The sequence below is a fragment of the Brevibacillus sp. HB1.2 genome (assembly GCF_013332495.1).
Taxonomy (GTDB): domain Bacteria; phylum Bacillota; class Bacilli; order Brevibacillales; family Brevibacillaceae; genus Brevibacillus; species Brevibacillus porteri.
Genome location: NZ_JABMIU010000010.1, coordinates 179,705 through 200,206, shown reverse-complemented (window position 1 = coordinate 200,206; position 20,502 = coordinate 179,705). Strand labels below are relative to the sequence as shown.

22 protein-coding genes, 8 tRNA genes and 1 riboswitch are annotated in these 20,502 nt (G+C 46.7%); of the genes, 21 read left to right on the top strand and 9 right to left on the bottom strand.

What is annotated here, in order from left to right; genetic code table 11:
* The first annotated feature begins 27 nt into the window (after positions 1-27).
* The 9 genes from HPY28_RS21505 (at position 28) to HPY28_RS21465 (ending at position 2,235) form a co-directional block, all read left to right on the top strand.
* Positions 28-104: transfer RNA gene (locus HPY28_RS21505), tRNA-Asp, on the top strand.
* 41 nt (positions 105-145) lie between these two features.
* Positions 146-218 (top strand) — tRNA-Phe (locus HPY28_RS21500).
* Between the two features lie 7 nt (positions 219-225).
* Positions 226-299 (top strand) — tRNA-Trp (locus tag HPY28_RS21495).
* A 27-nt stretch (positions 300-326) separates the two neighbouring features.
* A tRNA-His gene (locus HPY28_RS21490) sits at positions 327-402 on the top strand.
* Positions 403-428: 26 nt separating this feature from the next.
* Positions 429-503: transfer RNA gene (locus HPY28_RS21485), tRNA-Gln, on the top strand.
* Positions 504-510: 7 nt separating this feature from the next.
* A tRNA-Gly gene (locus HPY28_RS21480) sits at positions 511-586 on the top strand.
* A gap of 28 nt (positions 587-614) precedes the next feature.
* A tRNA-Cys gene (locus HPY28_RS21475) sits at positions 615-688 on the top strand.
* 8 nt (positions 689-696) lie between these two features.
* Positions 697-778: transfer RNA gene (locus HPY28_RS21470), tRNA-Leu, on the top strand.
* A gap of 128 nt (positions 779-906) precedes the next feature.
* The gene (locus HPY28_RS21465) at positions 907-2,235 is read left to right on the top strand and encodes a purine/pyrimidine permease (RefSeq protein ID WP_174231366.1); all 1,329 of its coding nucleotides are present in this window, start codon (positions 907-909) and stop codon (positions 2,233-2,235) included.
* 15 nt (positions 2,236-2,250) lie between these two features.
* On the opposite strand, the gene HPY28_RS21460 is transcribed toward HPY28_RS21465, so the two are convergent.
* On the bottom strand, positions 2,251-2,922 hold the full coding sequence (locus HPY28_RS21460; protein ID WP_174231365.1) for a B3/B4 domain-containing protein: 672 nt from the start codon (positions 2,920-2,922) through the stop codon (positions 2,251-2,253).
* 109 nt (positions 2,923-3,031) lie between these two features.
* Here HPY28_RS21460 and rnhA point away from each other — a divergent pair, with 109 nt between their 5' ends.
* The 4 genes from rnhA to HPY28_RS21440 all read left to right on the top strand — a co-directional run bounded on the left by rnhA (position 3,032) and on the right by HPY28_RS21440 (position 6,277).
* On the top strand, positions 3,032-3,472 hold the full coding sequence (gene rnhA, locus HPY28_RS21455) for a ribonuclease HI (protein WP_017250183.1): 441 nt from the start codon (positions 3,032-3,034) through the stop codon (positions 3,470-3,472).
* A complete protein-coding gene (gene queG, locus HPY28_RS21450; RefSeq protein WP_017250184.1) occupies positions 3,469-4,620 on the top strand; it encodes a tRNA epoxyqueuosine(34) reductase QueG in 1,152 nt (383 codons plus the stop codon). The genes rnhA and queG overlap by 4 nt, the downstream gene beginning before the upstream one ends.
* A 26-nt stretch (positions 4,621-4,646) precedes the next feature.
* Positions 4,647-5,183 (top strand): methylated-DNA--[protein]-cysteine S-methyltransferase, encoded by a 537-nt coding sequence (locus HPY28_RS21445; protein ID WP_069853095.1) that lies wholly within the window; start codon positions 4,647-4,649, stop codon positions 5,181-5,183.
* A 125-nt stretch (positions 5,184-5,308) separates the two neighbouring features.
* Positions 5,309-6,277: an amidase domain-containing protein gene (locus HPY28_RS21440; RefSeq protein WP_174231364.1), complete on the top strand. Its 969-nt coding sequence runs from the start codon at positions 5,309-5,311 to the stop codon at positions 6,275-6,277.
* Here HPY28_RS21440 and HPY28_RS21435 read toward each other — a convergent pair whose 3' ends face one another.
* A complete protein-coding gene (locus HPY28_RS21435; RefSeq protein WP_174231362.1) occupies positions 6,278-6,985 on the bottom strand; it encodes a ferric reductase-like transmembrane domain-containing protein in 708 nt (235 codons plus the stop codon). It abuts the gene before it with no gap.
* Between the two features lie 138 nt (positions 6,986-7,123).
* Between HPY28_RS21435 and trmL the strand changes: the two genes are divergently transcribed.
* The 3 genes from trmL to HPY28_RS21420 all read left to right on the top strand — a co-directional run bounded on the left by trmL (position 7,124) and on the right by HPY28_RS21420 (position 9,050).
* On the top strand, positions 7,124-7,594 hold the full coding sequence (gene trmL / locus HPY28_RS21430; RefSeq protein WP_174231361.1) for a tRNA (uridine(34)/cytosine(34)/5-carboxymethylaminomethyluridine(34)-2'-O)-methyltransferase TrmL: 471 nt from the start codon (positions 7,124-7,126) through the stop codon (positions 7,592-7,594).
* Between the two features lie 25 nt (positions 7,595-7,619).
* Entirely contained in the window at positions 7,620-8,345 is a 726-nt protein-coding gene (locus HPY28_RS21425; protein ID WP_069853086.1) for an HAD family hydrolase, read from the top strand.
* Positions 8,346-8,489: 144 nt separating this feature from the next.
* Positions 8,490-9,050 (top strand): hypothetical protein, encoded by a 561-nt coding sequence (locus HPY28_RS21420; RefSeq protein ID WP_174231360.1) that lies wholly within the window; start codon positions 8,490-8,492, stop codon positions 9,048-9,050.
* 221 nt (positions 9,051-9,271) lie between these two features.
* On the opposite strand, the gene HPY28_RS21415 is transcribed toward HPY28_RS21420, so the two are convergent.
* On the bottom strand, positions 9,272-9,487 hold the full coding sequence (locus tag HPY28_RS21415; protein WP_007726812.1) for a hypothetical protein: 216 nt from the start codon (positions 9,485-9,487) through the stop codon (positions 9,272-9,274).
* 358 nt (positions 9,488-9,845) lie between these two features.
* Between HPY28_RS21415 and HPY28_RS21410 the strand changes: the two genes are divergently transcribed.
* From HPY28_RS21410 to HPY28_RS21400, 3 genes are all read left to right on the top strand, one after another.
* Complete coding sequence (locus HPY28_RS21410) at positions 9,846-11,744, top strand: PrkA family serine protein kinase (RefSeq protein WP_174231358.1); 1,899 nt, start codon at positions 9,846-9,848, stop codon at positions 11,742-11,744.
* Between the two features lie 70 nt (positions 11,745-11,814).
* Positions 11,815-12,972 (top strand): sporulation protein YhbH, encoded by a 1,158-nt coding sequence (yhbH, locus tag HPY28_RS21405; RefSeq protein ID WP_017251936.1) that lies wholly within the window; start codon positions 11,815-11,817, stop codon positions 12,970-12,972.
* Positions 12,973-13,029: 57 nt separating this feature from the next.
* Positions 13,030-13,317, top strand: coding sequence for a YiaA/YiaB family inner membrane protein (locus tag HPY28_RS21400; RefSeq protein ID WP_017251937.1), 288 nt, complete (start codon positions 13,030-13,032; stop codon positions 13,315-13,317).
* Between the two features lie 109 nt (positions 13,318-13,426).
* On the opposite strand, the gene HPY28_RS21395 is transcribed toward HPY28_RS21400, so the two are convergent.
* From HPY28_RS21395 to HPY28_RS21370, 6 genes are all read right to left on the bottom strand, one after another.
* Positions 13,427-14,476 (bottom strand): alpha/beta hydrolase, encoded by a 1,050-nt coding sequence (locus tag HPY28_RS21395; protein ID WP_174231356.1) that lies wholly within the window; start codon positions 14,474-14,476, stop codon positions 13,427-13,429.
* A 120-nt stretch (positions 14,477-14,596) separates the two neighbouring features.
* A complete protein-coding gene (locus HPY28_RS21390) occupies positions 14,597-16,087 on the bottom strand; it encodes a methyl-accepting chemotaxis protein (protein ID WP_017251939.1) in 1,491 nt (496 codons plus the stop codon).
* Positions 16,080-16,634, bottom strand: coding sequence for a GNAT family N-acetyltransferase (locus HPY28_RS21385; protein ID WP_017251940.1), 555 nt, complete (start codon positions 16,632-16,634; stop codon positions 16,080-16,082). Before HPY28_RS21385 ends, HPY28_RS21390 begins: the two co-directional genes overlap by 8 nt.
* 194 nt (positions 16,635-16,828) lie before the next feature.
* Positions 16,829-16,912, bottom strand: a riboswitch (cyclic di-GMP riboswitch).
* 173 nt (positions 16,913-17,085) lie between these two features.
* Complete coding sequence (locus HPY28_RS21380; RefSeq protein WP_173623240.1) at positions 17,086-17,748, bottom strand: peroxiredoxin-like family protein; 663 nt, start codon at positions 17,746-17,748, stop codon at positions 17,086-17,088.
* A gap of 84 nt (positions 17,749-17,832) precedes the next feature.
* The gene (locus HPY28_RS21375) at positions 17,833-18,510 is read right to left on the bottom strand and encodes a Crp/Fnr family transcriptional regulator (RefSeq protein ID WP_026043351.1); all 678 of its coding nucleotides are present in this window, start codon (positions 18,508-18,510) and stop codon (positions 17,833-17,835) included.
* Complete coding sequence (locus HPY28_RS21370) at positions 18,510-19,349, bottom strand: DNA alkylation repair protein (protein ID WP_174231349.1); 840 nt, start codon at positions 19,347-19,349, stop codon at positions 18,510-18,512. Before HPY28_RS21370 ends, HPY28_RS21375 begins: the two co-directional genes overlap by 1 nt.
* A 134-nt stretch (positions 19,350-19,483) precedes the next feature.
* Between HPY28_RS21370 and HPY28_RS21365 the strand changes: the two genes are divergently transcribed.
* Together HPY28_RS21365 and HPY28_RS21360 are read left to right on the top strand one after the other, a co-directional pair.
* Positions 19,484-19,669, top strand: a complete 186-nt coding sequence (locus HPY28_RS21365; protein ID WP_017251944.1) for a hypothetical protein — start codon at positions 19,484-19,486, stop codon at positions 19,667-19,669.
* Positions 19,670-19,792: 123 nt separating this feature from the next.
* Positions 19,793-20,500, top strand: coding sequence for a DNA alkylation repair protein (locus HPY28_RS21360; protein WP_017251945.1), 708 nt, complete (start codon positions 19,793-19,795; stop codon positions 20,498-20,500).
* Positions 20,501-20,502: the final 2 nt, after the last annotated feature.

Genomic DNA, 20,502 nt, shown 5'->3' with positions numbered 1-20,502 from the left:
GAGTGCCCAGTGGGTGCAACCAAATATGGAGCTGTGGTGAAGTTGGAGTTCACGCCGGTCTGTCACACCGGAGGTCGCGGGTTCGAGTCCCGTCAGCTCCGCCATTTCTATTCAAATGAAATTGGCGCGTAAAGCATAGATATAAGGCTCGGTAGCTCAGTCGGTAGAGCAGAGGACTGAAAATCCTCGTGTCGGCGGTTCGATTCCGTCCCGAGCCACCTTTATAGGGGCATAGTTTAACGGTAGAACGAAGGTCTCCAAAACCTTTGGTGTGGGTTCGATTCCTACTGCCCCTGCCATTTTTTAAAACATTAGTAGTAATCATGGCGGTCGTGGCGAAGGGGTTAACGCACCGGATTGTGGCTCCGGCACTCGTGGGTTCAAGTCCCATCGATCGCCCCATAAATACATAGTTGGGGATTACTTATTGGGGTATAGCCAAGCGGTAAGGCAACGGACTTTGACTCCGTCATTCCTAGGTTCAAATCCTAGTACCCCAGCCATTAAAATGCGGACGTAGCTCAATTGGTAGAGCGTCGCCTTGCCAAGGCGAAGGTCGAGGGTTCGAGACCCTTCGTCCGCTCCATTTCTCAAATTGTTTCACCTTATATCATGGAGGCATAGCCAAGTGGTAAGGCACGGGTCTGCAAAACCCTCACCCCCGGTTCAAATCCGGGTGCCTCCTCCAAAGTATTTGCCGGTGTGGCGGAATGGCAGACGCGCGCGACTCAAAATCGTGAGGGAAACCGTGGGGGTTCAAGTCCCTTCACCGGCACCATACATTTACAAGCTAACCCTGAATGTCAAGATATCTTGATGATTGGGGTTTTTTTCTGCATTGATATGCGCATAGTGTAGACAGGGGAAATAGACAACTTGTGTAAGTAACAGGACGAGGTGGTTGAGGTGTTTTACAAACTGCAAGACAAACCGCCAATGGGGGTCACGACGCTGTCCGTATTGCAATGGATGATCGTAACTGTTTCCAGCAGTGTGGCGGTACCACTAATGATTGGAGATATGTACGGCTTGCAGGCTGATGAAATTGGAAAGCTGATGCAGCAGACCATGTTTTACATTGGGCTCGCGTCGTTACTGCAAGTGTGGATTGGACACCGCTATCCGATGATAGAAGGACCGGCTGGATTATGGTGGGGGATCTTTATCATTTTGGCTCAACTCGGAACGAGCATGGGTCTTCATCCACAAGAAATTGGTCAATCCTTTCAAGTGGGGATGATATTAGCAGGTCTACTCTTTTTCATTTTTGGCTTATTAGGCTGGATTGGAAAATTACAGAAGTGGTTTACACCACTGGTATCAGGTACGTATATGATTTTGCTTGCTGTTTCTTTGTGTAGCAACATTCTCACGGGCATGCTCGGTATTGGTTTTCAGCATTCAAAAGAGGTACAACCGGGTGTAGCAATCGTGTCCATAGGGATCGTAGCCCTTGTTGTGTTCATTATGCGAACGAAACGATTCTCCAGTTTTGCGGTTTTGTTTGGCATGGTTGGGGGCTGGATCGTGTACGCGCTTCTTGGATGGACAGAACCTGTCCGATCTACTGAGCAATTATTTTCATGGCCTTCCATTTTCTTTTGGGGACCCCCACGTTGGGATTGGGGCGTTGTATTAACAAGTATGCTGACAGGATTCGTTCTGTTGACAAACCTCATGACGAGTTTGTCAGTCATGGGAAAAGCGACAGACACTGTGCCTACTGAAAAGCAGTACAATCGCGGTGGTATTTTTACAGGGGTATCCCATTTCCTGTCAGGCTTGAGCGGTGTGGTTGGTATGATTCCACTTTCCTTGGCAGCAGCGGTTATTCAAACGACGAAAATGGCTTCGCGCTTGCCATTTATAATAGCGATGCTGGGGATGATGCTGATTGGGCTGATTCCCACTGTTGCCCATTTTTTGGCGGCTTTGCCTACTCCAGTGGCATATGCGGCGATGTTCATTTCCTATACGCAACTGCTTGGCTTCGGGTTGAAGGATTATGTGAATCTGAAGATGGACGAACGTACGATTATTGTTGGGGGAAGCTCACTTCTGGTCGGGATCGGAGTCATGTTCGTACCTGCTGTAGCTTGGAAGCAACTTCCTGCACTAGTCAGCTTTTTGTTTGGCAATGGCCTATTGCTCGGAGTTATTGTGTGCCTGGTCCTAGAACATATTGTTTTTAGAAAAAAGGAAGATAGCGTAGAAAAAGACGGCCAGGCTGCATGACGGGCCGTCTTTTTCTTAGGCGGTAACAATAGAGGAGTGAGTCAGCTCGCCACCGTTGATTTCCGTAAACATGCGGCCAACTGAACCTACGATTTCTTCTTTTTTAGATTGTTCCATTTTTTCATGGAAAAAGATGACTTGGAGTAGTGTGCGGCTTTGTTCCGTTACGCATGAGCGCTTGGAATCGACGATGGGACTCCCAAATGCGCCGTTACCATCAGCGAGAAGCAGTTTCCCTTCCATGTTGACTTCGCGTCCGTTTAATCCTTCATAGACATCATCGGCGTGGCCAAGACGACAAGTGATATCACCCGCTAAGTGATTGACGTCATAAATCCCAAAAGGAAGCGCGTGCAAAACTGAGAATAAATTATTAACATCAACAGCGCTGTTAATCCAGAAAAAATGATTTCCCTGCAGCAGTCGGCGCAGTAATGCTTCGGAGGAAGGGCGGTATCTGGACGGATCAATGCCAACTTGCTTAAAGCAGGCCCTCCACTCGCGGACGCCTTCGATTTCTGTTAGGTTTGCAGTGTCGTGCGCAAGCCGCAAGCTCTCCACATAATAATTAATGCGTCCCTGCAGCATTTTTGGGGAGTCACTGACGGAAGCATTGTTGTATTGTAATATGCCGAGAGAAAATTGCGGCAGACGCTCGGACACGGAACAATCTAGCTGAACTTTCATCTATAGACACTCCTTACTAAACCTATTTTTGGTAGTATAACAAAAAATTTTTGTGGAAGCGACTAAGCTTCGATACAATAGAAGAGAACAGAGGAGGGAACCCCTGACGATGACGATACGTGAGGTTGAAATTTATACAGACGGAGCTTGTTCCGGCAATCCAGGACCAGGTGGTTGGGGAGCTGTACTGATGTACGGCCAACACATCAAGGAAATGTCCGGAGCCGAACCGCATACAACGAATAACAGAATGGAGCTGTTGGCAGCCATCAAGGCGCTCTCTACATTGAAGGAGCCTTGTAAGGTGGCGCTATATAGCGACAGTGCATACTTGGTTAACTGCTTCAAACAAGGCTGGTATAAAGGCTGGCTGAAAAACGGCTGGAGAAACAGCAAAGGCCAGCAGGTGGAAAATCAGGACTTATGGAAAGAACTGCTGCAATTGATGGACACCCACAAGGTAGAGTACGTAAAAGTCAAAGGACACGCCGACAACAAATGGAACAACCGCTGCGACGAATTGGCGACAGGAGCGATTAAACAGCTGTGAACGACTTGCAGTACTGGGAGCAGACAAAGCAGTCCATCATTGACTATGCCAAGGAAATCGGAATCGATAAGATCGGGTTTGCCAGTGCCGATCCATTCACGACCTTAAAAGAACGGCTTCTTGTACACCGGGAAAAGGGTTATGAATCTGGATTTGAGGAGCCTGATTTAGAAAAGAGGACGAATCCGGAACTGTTGTTGGACGGGGCACGTTCGCTGATTTCTATCGCACTTGCCTATCCATCCAAGTTAAAAAATCCACCAAAATCAGAACCTGGTGCGTATCGGGGAATCTTGTGCCGTGCAGCATGGGGAACCGATTACCATCACGTTCTGCGCGACAAGCTGGACAAGCTGACTCGATTCATTATGGAGCTGGAGCCAGGAGCTCGGATCGAATCCATGGTAGACACGGGAGCATTGTCTGATCGGGCGGTTGCCGAGCGGGCTGGGATTGGGTTTGTAGGAAAAAATTGTGCCATCATAACGCCGGAGTTTGGATCATGGGTGTACTTGGGTGAGCTTGTAACGAATCTTCCGTTGCCAAGCGACCTACCGATCGAAGAAGGCTGTGGCGACTGTAATATATGTGTAGATGCTTGTCCGACCGGAGCCTTGATTCAGGGCGGACAGCTTGATGCACAGCGATGTGTTGCGTATTTGACTCAGGTAAAAGATTTTATTCCCGATGAATTCCGTGGGAAAATCGGGAATCGGCTGTATGGTTGCGACACTTGTCAGACAGTATGTCCTAAGAATCGTCGCATCGACAACGACCATCATGCTGAATTTCAGCCTGATCCGGAGATTGCCAAGCCTTTATTGATTCCGCTGCTTCAGATGAGCAATAAGGAGTTCAAGGAAAAGTTCGGCCTATCCTCTTCATCTTGGCGGGGCAAAAAGCCCATTCAGCGCAATGCCATATTAGCACTTGCACATTTCAAAGATCGGACGGCTGTTCCTCATTTGGAGCGTCTTTTGTTCGAAGACCCCCGTCCCGTCATTCGTGGAACTGCTGCATGGGCACTTGGAAAAATCGGAGGAGAGCAGGCACAAGAAGCGCTCATTTCCGCAAAAGCAAAAGAGGCGTCACCAGAAGTGGTGGAAGAGATAGAAAAAGGCATGAGCATGATTCGCGCACAGGCTTAGTTTGAACGAGAGAGGGAGGACGTAAAATGGCAAAGGAATTAGGCTATACCATGATGGATTCACCGATTGGACCATTGCTCTTGGCTTCTACAGAAGAAGGGCTGTGCTACATTCAGTTTGCCAATGAACAAGACGGATTAGCGCCTCTGGTACGCTGGTGCAAAAAAACGTTCTTAGGAATTACTCCAACGCGCAACGATACGATCAATGAGTCTGCAAAAAAACAATTAGAAGAGTATTTTGCAGGCAAGCGAAAGACGTTTGATGTTCCAACCGTATTGTACGGAACTCCCTTTCAAAAGGATGTATGGAATGAGCTATCGAACATCCCCTATGGAGAAACTCGTTCTTACAAAGATATTGCCTTGGCTATTGGAGCAGCGAAAGCTGTTCGGGCCATTGGCGGTGCGAACAATCGCAATCCGATTCCTGTCATTATACCTTGCCATCGTGTCGTTGGCTCGAATGGTGCCTTGGTCGGGTACGGCGGTGGCTTATCCATTAAAAAATATTTGCTGTCCTTAGAAGAAGGTCCACTTTTTGCTCACGCTTCTTCCAAATAAGCTGTCTGCTTGCTCGGGCAGCTTTTCTTTTTCTTCTGAATGCTCCGCGAGTGACATATTCTTCATTGAGATGAACGGTTCATGGGTCTATGTCGCAGTCTGGAGGGGGAAAGGAGGAGGGGAAAGTGGAGTGGCGTGAATTTGTTCAGCAATACTTTCAAGCAGTTCACCAGTCATCTATGGACGGAAGATATGAGCGGCTGCTGCCTTTTTATTGCACAGGAGAGTCTGGCGCACAGGAAGAATGGGATCGACTGAACCGGGAAAAGCGGAAAATCGAGGAGCGGGGAGTCAAATTGTTGGCTGTCCAGGGACAAGTAACGCCCATGTGCTGGGTAGATACCGATGCCACCATGGAAATAACGGTTCAATGGCAAGAAAATAAAACCTTGGGGATCAAGCATACCAAGTATAAAGAGGCAAACAAAAGATTGTTCCAGCTCCAGTTGCTCAAAACGAATGAAAAGTGGTCGATTATCGGGGCAAGGGAGTCGAATGGTGATCAAAAATTGGTGGTCGAGGAAGAGGAGGAGCCTGTCATCGTTGTGTCAGGCGTCGAGGATGCCATTGACCAACCTACGCTGATTGTTCATGGAGCGGGAGGATACAACGCTGCAAATGCAGTCGCGTATGCGGAACGCTACTGGAACACGACCAATCCCGTATATCCTCGTTTTCCGGATGACTGTACGAATTTTATTTCGCAATGTTTACACGCTGGTGGAATCCCTATGCTGATGTCGAAAGAGATGGGCAAGGGTTGGTGGATTCGCACGGGAAAAGGCACCTCTTGGAGCTATAGCTGGACGGTGGCGCATAGCTTGTATTTGCTTTTGAAATCGGGTGGACCACCTATGCGGGCGGTTACGAAAAGCTCTGCGGCCGAATTGGTCCCAGGTGATATCATTTGTTATGATTTTAACGGGGATGGGCGTTTTCAGCACAATACGATCGTGGTCGCAAAAGACGCGAATCAGATGCCGTTAGTGAATGCCCATACGACAGATAGCAGCATGCGTTATTGGGCATATGAGGATTCCACAGCCTATACGCCCAAAATGCGCTATGCCTTCTTTCATATAAGAGGGGTATAATTATCGCTTGCGAAAAAAAGTTCTTCGTATAAAAGAGATGCTGCGAATCATCCAAATCATTGCCGCGAAAACGAGCATGTCTGAAAAGGTATGCGGTTCTCCTTTAATGGATTGGATGTAAATCAAGCCATGGAACAAGACGATGACAAAAAGCCATGGATTGGCGAGATGAAGCCTTTTCCAACTGGAGCCACCCAGCCATTTTTCTGCCCGTGTGGAAGAAGTCAGCCACAGGGCCAGTAGCATGAAAAAAGCAAGCAGCCCAAGATAGTTCGCAGCGCCTGTGAGGGTCCAGTTGGGAGATGGCCACATGGTTGGATCCGAGGAAGCGAAAAAGAACAGACCCAGCCATCCATCGGCCTTTTCAGAACGGTTGTTATCTATGATCATCAGGCGAGGCTCACTTTCAAAAAGGACGAGCACAAGAATGACGTGCAGCAGTCCAGTTAGCCCAGCCCATATGCCGATATCTCGGCGGATGGGCAAGCTGACAGCCATCCAGCCAGCAGGGAGCCAAGACTGGAGTGGACCAATCAGTAAGGTGCAGCCAATCAAAATAAATGAGAGATAGCCGAGAATCATACTCCATGTTTCCAGGGCGGGGAACGAAGAAAAATCAGTCCACATCCAACTGGCGCCTAATAGGATCAAACTCAGGATGCTCACATGTGCGACAAGTCTTCGCCCAAATGATAGGGGTGTCCCCATCTAATCGTCACTCCTTCGATAGCGAAAAGTTTCTGATTAGATGCAGCAGGCACTCCATTTGTTACAGAAGCTGGGCACGGTGGTATAATAGGACATGTACAGGTATCAAGTTCGCAATTTACAAGGAGATTTTCAGATATGCCGTTACATATTGTTTTGCATGAGCCGCTCATTCCGGCCAATACGGGAAACATCGCCCGTTCATGTGCAGCGACAGGAGCGCATCTGCATTTGATTCATCCGCTCGGATTTTCAACGGAAGATCGTTACCTGAAGCGGGCTGGTCTCGATTATTGGCATGCAGTAAATGTTCATCATCATGAGAGCTTTGAGCACTTTGCTGCGGCACAAGGGGAAGGTGCGGGCACCTTTTACTTTGTGGAGACCTGGGGGGAAAAGTTGTATTCGGACGTTTCTTTCCGAGATGGCGACTACATTATCTTGGGCAAGGAGACGACGGGCCTGCCGGAAGAGCTGACAGAAAAATATCGGGAACAGACTATTCGTATCCCGATGAGCGGTGCGACCCGATCTGTGAACCTGTCCAATTGTGCAGCTATTGTCTTGTTTGAGGGACTTCGTCAGTTAGGTTTTCCATCGCTATCGTAAAGCATTTGGGAGGGAGAGATTCATTATGACTGTGAACACCATCCTGTTTGATTTGGACGGTACGTTATTAGAGATGCAGACAGAACCCTTTGTCAAAAGTTACTTGGTTGAAGTAGGTCGTCATGTCGGAGATAAGTATGATACCGAAAAGCTGTTGGCGCTGATTTGGGATGCGACCAAGGCAATGATCATGAACCAAGAGCCGGATAAGACGAACGAACAAGTTTTTATCGAACATTTTATGGAACACAGTGAGTGGGATCGGGAGGAAATATGGCCTCTATTCGATTCGTTTTATCGCGATGTGTTTCCGACACTTTCTCACCTGACGTATCCTTCGCCATGGGCAAAGCAGATTATTACTGCCGCCAAAGAGCAAGGATTTCGGGTTGCAGTAGCGACGAATCCTGTTTTCCCGCGTGATGCGATTCACCATCGCCTTGCTTGGATTGGGATGTCCCCGGATGAATTCGAGCTGGTCACCGTCTACGAGGAGTCGCATTTCACGAAGCCGAATCCTGGTTATTACAATGAGATTTGCCAAAAGCTCGGGGTTGAACCGACAGACTGTGTCATGGTCGGGAATCACATGCAGGAGGACATGGTCGCATCCAAGCTGGGGATGAAAACGTTCTTGGTAACCAATTGGATGGAAGACCGTGGGGAGCCTCAGTATCCGGTAGATCAGCGGGGATCATTAGAAGAGCTGTTTACGGCGATTTCTGAGAAAAGCGGTGTGTTTGCGCGTTAAGAAATGGCCATGAAAGAATAGGCGAGAAGCAGGCTGTCCGTTTGAAAAAATGGTCAAGCCTGCTTTTTCACATACTTTTCCCAAAATCATCAGGTAGGCTAGGGGTGTACGATCACGTTTTACATAATAAAGGAGGAAATCTGCATGAAAAAACTTGTTTCGTCTCTGGTGATGGCTACCTTGTTGTTTAGCGGTATCTCTGGAGTGACTGCGGCGGATACAGCAGCGGATGCTACGGTTAAGCACTCCAAAGCGGAGAAAAAGGAAGAAAACAAAGCAAAACTGAACGCGAAGGCTGCTAAGTGGGGCGTAGAAACCACGGATAAAACAAATAAGGAAGTAAAAGCAGCCATTCAAGAAGCAAAAGCAGCAAAGAAAGCAGAAAACGCTGAGAAAAAAGCGGCAAAAGAAGCGAAGAAGCAAGAACAACTCGCCAAGCTAAATGATAAAGCTGTGAAGCTGGGCGTTGATACGGCAGGTAAAACGGCGAAGGAAGTAAAAGCGGCTATTAAAGAAGCAAAAGTAGCAAAAAAAGCAGAAAACGCTGAGAAAAAGGCAGCCAAAGAAGCGAAGAAGCAAGAACAGCTCGAGAACCTGAAAGAAAAGGCGGCCAAGTGGGGCGTTGACACAGCAGGTAAGAGCACAAAAGAAATCAAGGCTGAAATCGAAGCGAAGAAAGCAGAAAAGAAAGAGAATAAGAAATAACAAGAAAACAAAAAAAGCAGGTTGCCACAGTAGGCAGCCTGCTTTTTTCTCTGGATGCTTCTTACATGTTCCAGGTTTTGTCTTCGTTGTAGCCCGCTGTCAGCATGAAAAACAGAAAAGCTCCGAGGACCAATGCTACGATAAATGTACCCACGTTTGACAGCTCCTTTCGTAAACAAACTACTCCCATTATAGCGTAGCCTGCCCACTTTGCAAACGAATTAAAGCTGTTGCGCCCTTGTGAGTGACAATTTTCGATAGTCATACACAAGCTTCAAAAAAGCACTTAGCGCAATATATACACTCAGTTTCTCACCAGTATCGAGTTCCATCCCTGTCACTGCTTGGTAAATGAATATCGCAAGAATCACCAAGCTCGCGATGCCAGTTAAATAAAGTCCTTTTTTCACTTGAATGCGTTCTGCTTGAATATCCATGATCGTTCCTCCTGTTATTTTACGCCAATCCGTCTTGGCCTCCGTGTATGTTGCTTATGATTGTATTTTACAGGGGAGATGGGCTTACAAACCATCGAATCAACTTACAGCTACGCACGGTAAACCTTACAATTCCGTAATCTTCCAAGCCGTTAAAAAGCAATGTGACGGATTTTTTATGGGAAGATTGCTGAAACTTGTGCAGATGTCTCGCATACACATATGTAAAGGCTGTAAGAGCCTGTTGGCAACCGGAGAAAACGGCTTGCACGTGAATGCGTGACCGCAGGCGGACATATACATGAGAGTACATTGTCGTTGGGAAGAGAGAGGGGCTTAAGAGGGAGGAGTGTCGAACATGGACATTTTAAAACGGATCGCTGAGCACCGGGCCCGCGAAGAAAACCTGATGTGGAGAGGAACATTCGCCGAATATTTGCAACTGGTACGTAAAAATCCGCAAATTGCCCAAACGGCGCATTCACGCGTCTACAACATGATTAAAAGTGCGGGGGTTGAAGAGAACGAGGACGGCTCACGTTCGTATCAATTTTTTAGTCGGGAAATCTTCGGACTGGATCGTTCTGTTGAGCGCCTAGTGGAGGAATATTTCCACTCGGCTGCGCGTCGTCTGGATGTCCGCAAACGCATCTTGCTCTTGATGGGGCCTGTCAGTGGCGGTAAGTCTACGCTCGTGACGATGCTCAAACGAGGACTGGAAGAGTATTCACGGACGGAAGACGGAGCGATCTATGCACTTGATGGCTGCCCCATGCACGAAGAACCACTTCATCTTATCCCGCACGAGCTGCGTCCAGAGGTGGAAGAAGAGCTGGGAATCAAGATTGAAGGAGAATTGACACCCTATAACCGGATGAGGTTGGAAACCGAATATGGAGGGTGCATCGAGGATTTCCCTGTTCACCGGATTTTGTTTTCCGAAGCCAATCGTGTCGGTATCGGTACATTTAGCCCTTCTGATCCGAAGTCTCAGGATATTGCCGATTTGACGGGGAGCATCGACTTTTCGACGATTACGAAGTACGGCTCTGAGTCCGACCCGCGTGCGTACCGTTTTGATGGGGAGCTGAACAAAGCCAATCGCGGATTGATGGAGTTTCAGGAAATGCTGAAATGCGACGAGAAATTTTTGTGGCATCTCCTGTCGCTGACACAGGAAGGAAACTTCAAGGCAGGTCGTTTTGCCCTCATTTCTGCAGATGAACTGATTGTTGCGCATACAAACGAATCGGAGTACAAGGCTTTTATTGGGAATAAGAAAAATGAGGCGCTGCAATCTCGGATTATCGTCATGCCGATGCCGTATAATCTGCGTGTCAGTGACGAAGAAAAAATATACGCGAAATTAATCAAGCAATCCGACTTGGGGCATGTGCATATTGCACCGCATGCGCTCCGGGCAGCAGCAGTCTTTTCTATTATGACCCGCCTGAAAGAATCGAAAAAACAAGGGGCCGATCTGCTGAAAAAGATGCGGCTGTATGACGGTGAATCGGTGGAAGGCTTCAAGGGAGCCGATCTGGAAGAACTGCGTAACGAGCATGCCGATGAAGGAATGTCCGGTATTGATCCGCGTTATGTCATCAACCGTATCTCCAGTGCACTGATCCGCCGCGACACTGAGTGCATCAATGCGCTTGATATTCTTCGGGCGCTTAAAGAAGGCTTTGACCAGCATCCATCTATCACCAAGGAGCAGCGGGAGAGGTATATGAACTTCATCTCTATCGCGCGCAAGGAATACGACGAGCTGGCGAAAAAAGAAGTGCAGAAGGCGTTTGTCTACAGCTACGAAGAGTCGGCAAAAACGCTCATGGATAACTATTTGGACAATGTGGAAGCTTATTGCAACATGAATAAAATCCGTGACCCCGTTACAGGTGAGGAGATGGATCCAGATGAGCGCCTGATGCGTTCCATCGAGGAGCAAATCGGCATCTCGGAAAATGCCAAGCGGGCCTTCCGCGAAGAAATTCTCATCCGTATCTCGGCCTATGCGCGTAAAGGGAAGCGTTTTGACTACAGCACGCATGATCGCCTGAGGGAAGCTATCGAGAAGAAGCTGTTTGCCGATCTAAAAGATGTCGTCAAAATTACGACCTCGAACAAAACGCCGGATGAGCATCAGCTCAAGAAGATTAATGAAGTCACCAAGCGTCTTATCGAAGAGCATCAATATTGCCCCGTTTGCGCAAATGAGCTGCTGCGCTATGTGGGTAGCCTGTTGAACAGATGACAGAACTTTGGCGACATGAGGAGCACGTCATATTCGGCGCAGATTGCGCCAGTTGCTAGGAGGAGACGGCATGAAAGATGAATCATCGTTCATTGTCTCCCGGGAAGACTGGTCGCTGCACCGCAAAGGGTACCAGGACCAAAATCGACACCAGGAAAAAGTGAAAGAAGCGATCAAAAAAAATCTGCCCGATCTCGTCAGCGAAGAAAACATCATCATGTCGAATGGTCGGGAAGTTATTAAGATCCCTATTCGCTCCCTGGATGAATACCGATTGCGTTTTAACTTCCAAAAGGGAAAACATGGCGGTCAAGGTAAAGGAAACAGTAAAGTAGGAGATGTCGTCGCCCGTGACGGCGATCCGGCGCAAGGGCCAGGAAAGGGTCAGGGAGCGGGTGATCAGCCAGGTGTAGACTACTACGAGGCTGAAATCAGCGTAGAAGAATTGCAGGAGATGCTTTTTGCCGAGCTGGAGCTGCCGAACCTTCAACAAAAAGACGAGGAACAAATCGTCGTGGAAGAGACTCGGTTCAATGATGTCCGGAAAAAAGGCTTGATGGGCAACATTGATAAAAAACGTACACTGATTGCGGCCATCCGCCGAAATGCGCTGGCAGGCTACAGTGATATGGAGCTGGGGATTACCGATGATGACCTGCGCTTCAAGACGTGGGAAGAGATAATCAAGCCTCATTCCAATGCTGTCATTATTGCGATGATGGATACCTCGGGAAGTATGGGCGTGTTTGAAAAGTATATTGCCCGCAGCTTTTTCTTCTGGATGGTACGTTTTCTGCGCACCAAGTACGAAAAAGTCGAGATCGTCTTCATTGCCCATCATACGGATGCGAAGGAAGTAACGGAGGACACCTTTTTCTCGAAAGGGGAAAGCGGGGGGACGATCTGCTCCTCTGCCTACAAAAAGGCGTTGGAGATCATCGATAGCCGCTACCCAACATCGCAGTACAACATTTACCCGTTCCATTTTTCCGATGGCGACAACCTCACGTCTGACAATGAGCGCTGCGTAAAGCTGGTGAAAGAGCTCATGGAGAGATGCAACATGTTCGGCTATGGCGAAGTGAATCAGTATAATCGTCATTCAACCCTCATGTCAGCGTATCGCCACATCAAAGAGCCGAAATTCATGCATTGTGTCATTCGGGAAAAGGGCGAGGTATACAAGGCGTTGCGTACTTTCTTTGGCAAGAAGGAAGCTGTGAAGTAATCTATAGTGGCAACCGGGCGAGAAATCGTCCGGTTGACTTATGTGAGGGGTGTTACTATGTATCCACAAAAGCATCGGATGCGCAACACGGGAGCCTTCACTTTCTTGGCATACTTTACATTGGGGGCAGGTGTACTGCTATTTTCCATCGGTTTATACAATGCAACAGGTCTTCAGCTGCACGAAAAGGGGTATTATATCGCATGTATGCTTCTGGTAGCAGTTGGATCGATTTTGACGCAAAAAGTAGTGAGAGATAATGCAGAGGATCGAACGATTATTGAGGAGCAGGAAAGAGAATTTAACTTGAAGGTATCGAAAGCGGAGAAAGAAACGCCGAAATAGCCCAGATGGTGTATGGTTTGGGCAAGGAAATGTTAAAGTTGTTCATCATCGGGTATTCGCTCCATTTTGGTGGGGAGGAAACCAATGGATCGCAAAAAAACCGCCAGGGTCATGCCCTGACGGTCTTTCGAATGAGCGCTACAAACCCCTCTGCCTTTTCAATGTGTGGAGAGTGCCCCACATTTTCCATGACTATCTCCTGATAGGAACCGCCAGCGCGCTGATATTGTTCGAGCACGTCTCGAATTTGGGAGACCATCGGCTGCGGAGGATATTCGTCTTCTCCCGGCCATCCGGGGACATAGCCAAGCTTGCCCAGTGTACCGAAATCAGCAAGCGACTGATCCGAGATAATGGCATCATCCGCACCGCGAATCCATAAAATCGGACACTTCGGCTCCATCTGGACAATACCGGACAAATTTACGTATTTGGGAGAAATCGCATTCGTAATCCCTGTCGTCCCAGGAGCAACACCGGGCCAATCGTTTACGTATTCAAAGGCACCAGGGTAAAAGCCCTCTCCCGTTCTCGTAGAGATTATCGCGCTCACATAACGATCTTCCTGCTCTGGGCCAACCTGGAACGGGGGATTGAAATAAAGCTGATTCATGACATTGCGAGGACTGGAGGGAGATTCATTACTCATATCTTTGGCTGCTATCCTTTTGACCAGCTCGGAGTTGACAGCTCCTCCACCTGAGCCTGAGAAGCTGCTGTAGCACGGGGTGCCAGCTATATCCTTGGTTCCACCAAAGCCGTAAGGAGACATGGGGGCGATTAGAATCAGGGAGCGTACTTCCTGCGGGTGATCGATGGCAAACTGCATCGCGATCCCACCGCCCAACGACCAGCCGGCAAGATGGACGGGTGTTGGCAAGTCCAATGCCCGAATAAACGAATGAAGGTCATCCGACCAGTCTCGCAAACCGAGTGTCGCATCGATGGGCAATGCTTCACTTGCTCCATAGCCACGCATATCAGGTGCGTACACACGGTACTGGTCACATAGAGCCGCAATGGTATCATCCCAGAACAAGTTGGCTGATGCATTGCCGTGAATGAGGAGGAGCGGTTCTCCTTCTAGTACGCCAGCTGTCAGATAAGAAACGAGCAGTCGATCGGTCTGAATCGTTTTTGTTTCGATTCGTGCATCCATCAATGATGTGCTCCTTTCATTGTATAAGATTATAAATATCAGAATATTTACATTATATATCTGTTCGGTTACAAAATGAGAAAAGAAAACAACCGCCCGTGAAAGGCGGTTGCAGGAAGGTTACATATGGAGACCACGCATCTGTTGTTCGATTTTCTCAAAGCCGCCAGAAACCTTAACGACTTCGTCTTTTTGTTCAGAAACGAGAACAAGCACTTCTTCCAGGCTCTCTTTGTTCTTGTCGGTAATATCTGCGTTGACTTCAACTTTTGCGCCGACTTCTTGAATCATACTGTGAACATGGATAATGAACTCTTGCAGGTTTTTCGTTTTATCCGCAAAGTTTTGCATGTAGTTGTCTACATTGGTGAACATTTCTTGTACTTCAATGATGCCCTCGCTATTTTTCTCAAAAGAAGTCTGTGACTCAGAAATCATATCTGATACGAGCTTCATTTTTTCGCGAATGGTCATGAGCAGGTTCGAGATCGACTCAGAGGATAGCTTGGAGGATTCAGCCAGCTTGCGTACTTCATCTGCTACTACAGCAAATCCTCGGCCGTGTTCGCCTGCGCGAGACGCTTCAATCGTGGCATTGAGTGCCAACAGATTGGTTTGTGCAGAAATCTCGGAAATGGTTTGAATGATTTTCCCAATCGATTCGGTTTCTTTATTGAGCTCTTGAATCAGCTGGTTTGTACCTTGGATATCCTTGATGAATCGTTCAAAGTCATTGCCGATGTTGCCGATGCGTTTGCCGCTCTCATTAGTGGCTTCTTTGGTCGATTCTACGTAATCATGCATCTCTGTAACAGAGCGGGTCATGTCCTCCACTTGCAGATTCGTCGAGCTCATTTCCCGACGCAGTTCGTCGGTATTGCTGGTCTGAACCGTAAAGGACTCCATAATGTCTTGCAGGGAAGCGACGGTTTCGACTGCGCGAATATTTACACCGTCCGTCACCTTGTTCAAATTCTCTTGATAGTCTTGCATAGAGGTGAGTGATTCATTGATCTGATCCAGAACACGTTGCAACGATTCCTTTGAGGCAATCGCTTCTTGTTTTTGTTGCTCACTTTCCTCTTGCAGCTTGTTATTGAATACAGCATGCATCATGCTCGTGACAGAGACGAAGCAGAAGGTAAGCAAGAAGTACATCAGATCAAGGTTGTTTGTCGAATGGAAAATCGTTTCTCTCTGTGTCAGGAAGTAGTAAGAGACAATACCCAATGTCGATACAATCGTCAAAATATTGATGAGTCGGTCTTGATAAATCCCCATGACTGCTACAAAGAACATAATGGTCATGATATTGATCATATGCGGGTCCAGTCCAACTACGATGAACATAAAAATTCCGATTACCGCGAAGTTGAAAAACTTCATGAAGGGCGCTGCTTTTTCACGGAACCTCGGGCGATTGGAGATGTAAGTAAAAGGTGCCAGTACGCCATACAAAATACCCAGTATCGTGAAAACGAATGTGTACGATACGCCTAGAAAAAGGTTTAAGACCTGAACTACCGTAATAATACTTGCGAATACGATTACGACCCAATTGTTTCTTCTTCTCAATAGATCAATGTTATCCATGTTATCCATGTTACCCACCTACCTCGACTTTTACTTGGTTGGATGACGACGAATTGTACCAGGAATATTTCGGATCGTGCTTATTGTCATAGACATCTTTTAGATGGAAGAGGGTCGGAATGGCATCGGCCCCTTTGTAAAAGACGATATCTTTGGTCTGAGTCGCCTTTACTTGATACTTCTTGTTAATGAACGTAAAAAAAGTCGGATCTGCTACCCCGATTGCGTGGGTATAACCGTGCTTTTCAGCGTAATCTATCATCAAGCAAATTCCTTTTTGCCCTAGTTGTCCACGGTATTTCGGCAAAACAGCGAGACTGTCTACCTCCATTACTTTCATATCTTCTGTAACAACATCCTGAAAAAGTGATTTCATATAAGCACTTGATTTGGAAAAGGGCGTCATTTCAAATGTTCCACCTGCTTCACCATCTTCGGCAAGTAAGAGGAACTGAGCCGAGCCTTCTTTCGCATGCTCCATCTCGAAGCCCATGCTTGTCCATACTGTTTCTTTGATTTCATGAAATTTTGCTAACTCTTGTACGGTTTCTACTTGTTTGTACATAACTTCTCCACTCCATCATTTTCTCTGATTGAACCATGTTGTGTATGTTTGACGTCACTAAAGTTATGTTTTTCCATCCGATACGATAATGAAAGTGCTTTCATCCTCCTTTCAAAAATGTAAACACAAAAAAAGGCCGTTCCATCGAAATGGAACAACCGAAGCTACCAACATCGAATAAATGGTCTCAAGATGATGGCAACCCGGCTATCATGGTCAAAGACTGTAGACCCGTGGTTTTGCGTCGCCACCTTTCGATGACTTTGCCTTTTGCATTTTTTAGCAGAAATTGTAAAGATGTGTCGAATTTTGCTAGACATAATCATGCAAAATATAAGCCAAAAGATATATTCTTGTCAAGTTTTGGTAGGGAAAATAAACTAATTGTTCATAAAGCATAGACGTAGAAAAAACCAGTTGTGTGATCAACTGGTTCTTCGTTATATAAGCGTTAGGTTAGGGTACGCAGAATGTCTAAAACTTCACTAGGCTCCATGCGTTTTTTGTAATCAGGATCTAAGCCTGCTGAACGGATTACGCCCTGGTTGTCGAGGATATAAGTAGCAGGTATGGGGAGTGTCCATGAATCTTCGCTATTAAAACGATGGAGATCAATATCCAATGATCGGTAGGTATCATGTAAAAAATCAGGCAGTCTGAATCTGAGTTTATATTTTTCTGCTACTTGGTTATTGGTATCGCATAACACGGGAAAGCTCAGACCGTTTTTCTCTTGCATAGTAAGAGAGTGTGCAGGAGATTGTGGACTAATGGCAAACAATTGGGCACCCAGAGAGGTTATCGTATCGATCTGTTTTTGGTATGCTTGCAGCTCCAAATTGCAGTAGGGGCACCATGATCCACGGAAAAATGTGAGGACGACGGGACCTTTTCCGATTTTTTCCGACAAGGTAATGGTCTTGCCAGTGTGATCGTTCAACGAGAAATCAGGTGCAATCGAACCAATCGGCAAGCCCTTTGCGTGTCCAGAGGTCCGCAGCTCCTCGATTGATTTTGTAAATGCATCTGTTACTTCACGAGTGAGGAGGTCTGCTATTTGAATGGTTGTAAAATCCAGCTCTTCGCGCAGGCTCTGAAAATGTGGTTTATCCATATGTCGTTCCCCTCTTTTTCGAAAGAATAGTAAAAGCCATAGCTTTACGATATCTTTCTTTTGGAGGGGAAGATGTAACCTGGATTACATTCTCTTCAAAATTTCGTCCCGATGAATGGAAATGGATTTAAAGCCTGTTTGAATTAGTTCTTCTCTTACTAAAGCACGTAATGCTACCGTCACAGCTTCCCTGGATGCCCCGACAAAATGGGCGAGTTCTTGATGGGAAAGAGGTAAGTCAATTTGTTGAAATGCCGAACTGTTAGGAGTGCCAAATTGATCGGCAAGCCTTACTAATGTGGAAATAATGCGATCTTGTAAAGGGAGAAGAGCAAGATTTTCGGCTGCCTGGCTGATCGAAACCATTCTATCGCTAATGATCTTCATGATCTTCATCATCAGTTGCGGATGTTCGATTATGTAGCTCTCAAATTTTGCTTTGCTCATTTTACAAATGAGGCAGTCTTCGATGGCTTCTATATACATCTCCCGTGTACCTAATGAGAGGAGATCCACTTCTCCAAACACATTGCCTTCCCCGAGGATATCGAATGTGAACTGCCGCCCATCCCGATTTACTTTATATAAACGTACTTTCCCCTGTTTGATGAAGTAAAAGCCCTCTGAAAAAGTTTCTGGTGTTTGAATGCACGTATTTTTGGGAAAAGGGGATAAGGAGGTTAATTGATCGATTAAGCGCAAACTTTCCTCGGATAATGAATTTAACAAATAAAATTGAGATAAATAGGTGATTTGGTTCATCATTTCTGTTCGGTTTGGGTCTTCAGAATCGTTCTTTTCGCTTTGGTGACAATTCTTTTCGTTTCCTTTGTATCAGAGATTCTTAACCAATCGTCACAAAGCTGCGCCACCCAGTCAGGTTGTGATTTACTCGCATCGTTCAACCAATTCCCAACAGAATCTTGAACATATTTGGATGGATCTGACTTCACTGGCGTAAGCAAGGGCAGACAGCGAGCAGGCTCATTTTTCAATGTGTCAATATGCTTGCACCAGACCCCTCGAGGGCGTGTAGCTTCTACCGCAAAGCGGCGAATATTTTCGTCAGTATCAAGTACCCATTCGCTCAGGAGGTGAATGGAATGGTTCAGATCATGCACGAGAGAATCTCGAATTGCCATCCATGCGATCTCTCTCACTCCAAAATGATGATCTGCCGAGAGTTTTCTTATTTGCCTTAGCTTTTCTTCGAGCGATAAGCTGTTGTCCAAACCAATGATATAGGCACTCCAGCAACGTACACTGTCTGACTTGTGGGTGGCCAACGATAGGAAAACGGGAGACGTAGCTGTGGGTTCACCCGATTTGTGTAAGATCGCAAGTAGTTCTTGGCCAATCAGACGGATAGCTTTCATTCCGCTCGTAGATCCCGTTTCTTCTAATTGATAAACAAGTTGAGAGATATGTGTGTCTAATTGAACATGAGGCAGAACGCTTTGTACCAGATGAATATGATCAACAGCCTGCCATTCAGTCAAATTGACACTTTCTAATTCTCCAGCATGAAGGAGTGCTAAAACATTGTTAGGGATGAGCGAGGCTTTACTTGCTCCTTTTCTCGTGTGTACCGAATCCGGCATTTTCAACAAACCCCTTTTCACAGAAATGGTAGACATTCAAAACGGAATAGCTGCAACAAAAGTATACCTAAAAAATCACCCATAACAAAAATTTTCCAACCATCCGATAACTAGAAGGAATAGGAGGGGATTTTATGAAGGAAGTAAAAGTGATTCAATTTTACTTTTCCGGAGGCGGTGAAACGATTAGCGTTGAAACGACGGAACCGGAAGAGATCATTCAAATGGTCGCTAATCAAGACGGTGGATGGCTACAGTACGATGATGTTGTTATCAACGTCAGAAATGTTTCGTATATCAAAGTACGCAGTCAGGCGTAAGGATAGGAAAAGCGCGTCAAGCTCTTCAGGAAAAAGCTCTCCTTTAAATGAGGAGGGTTTTTTCGTGTTGGAGGTAACGCCGCTGGTTATCCTAATTAATAGTAGATAAAGGTGGGTAACAAGATGACGCTGGAAGAAGTCATGCAGAAGCTCGAAGCGATGGGGACAGAGCAGACGAAAAAAACGTTATTGCGGCATGGAGCAAAAGAGCCTTTGTTTGGCGTGCGAGTCGGCGATATGAAAAAGCTGGTCAAGGAGGTCAAGCGTGATCAGCAGCTCGTCCAGGCGCTGTACGATACGGGAAACTACGACGCCATGTACTTGGCCGGATTGACGGTTGACCCAAAGAGCATGACAAAAGAGCGGTTACAGACTTGGGTCAAAGAAGCGTCTTGGTACGCGCCCGCCGAATATACGGTTGCGAGTGTAGCGGCTGAGAGTCATTTTGCCATGGAGTTGGCACGAGAATGGATCGAGTCAAAGGAAGAGATGGTAGCCACATGTGGGTGGAATACGTATTCGAACTACTTGTCGATTACGCCCGATGAACAGCTACATAAAGAAGAAATCAAACGGCTCCTCATGAGAGTGAAGGAGACGATTCATCAGGAACAAAATCGCGTACGGTACACCATGAATCAATTCGTTATTTCAGTAGGTGCGTATGTACCGGAACTTCATCAGGAAGCGTTGGAAGTGGCCGCAGCGATTGGCAAAGTACATGTGGACGTCGGACAGACAGCGTGCAAAGTTCCGTTGGCTACGGAGTATATCAAAAAGATAGAGGAACGAGGGAGTGTCGGAAAAAAGAAAAAGACATGCATCTGCTAGTC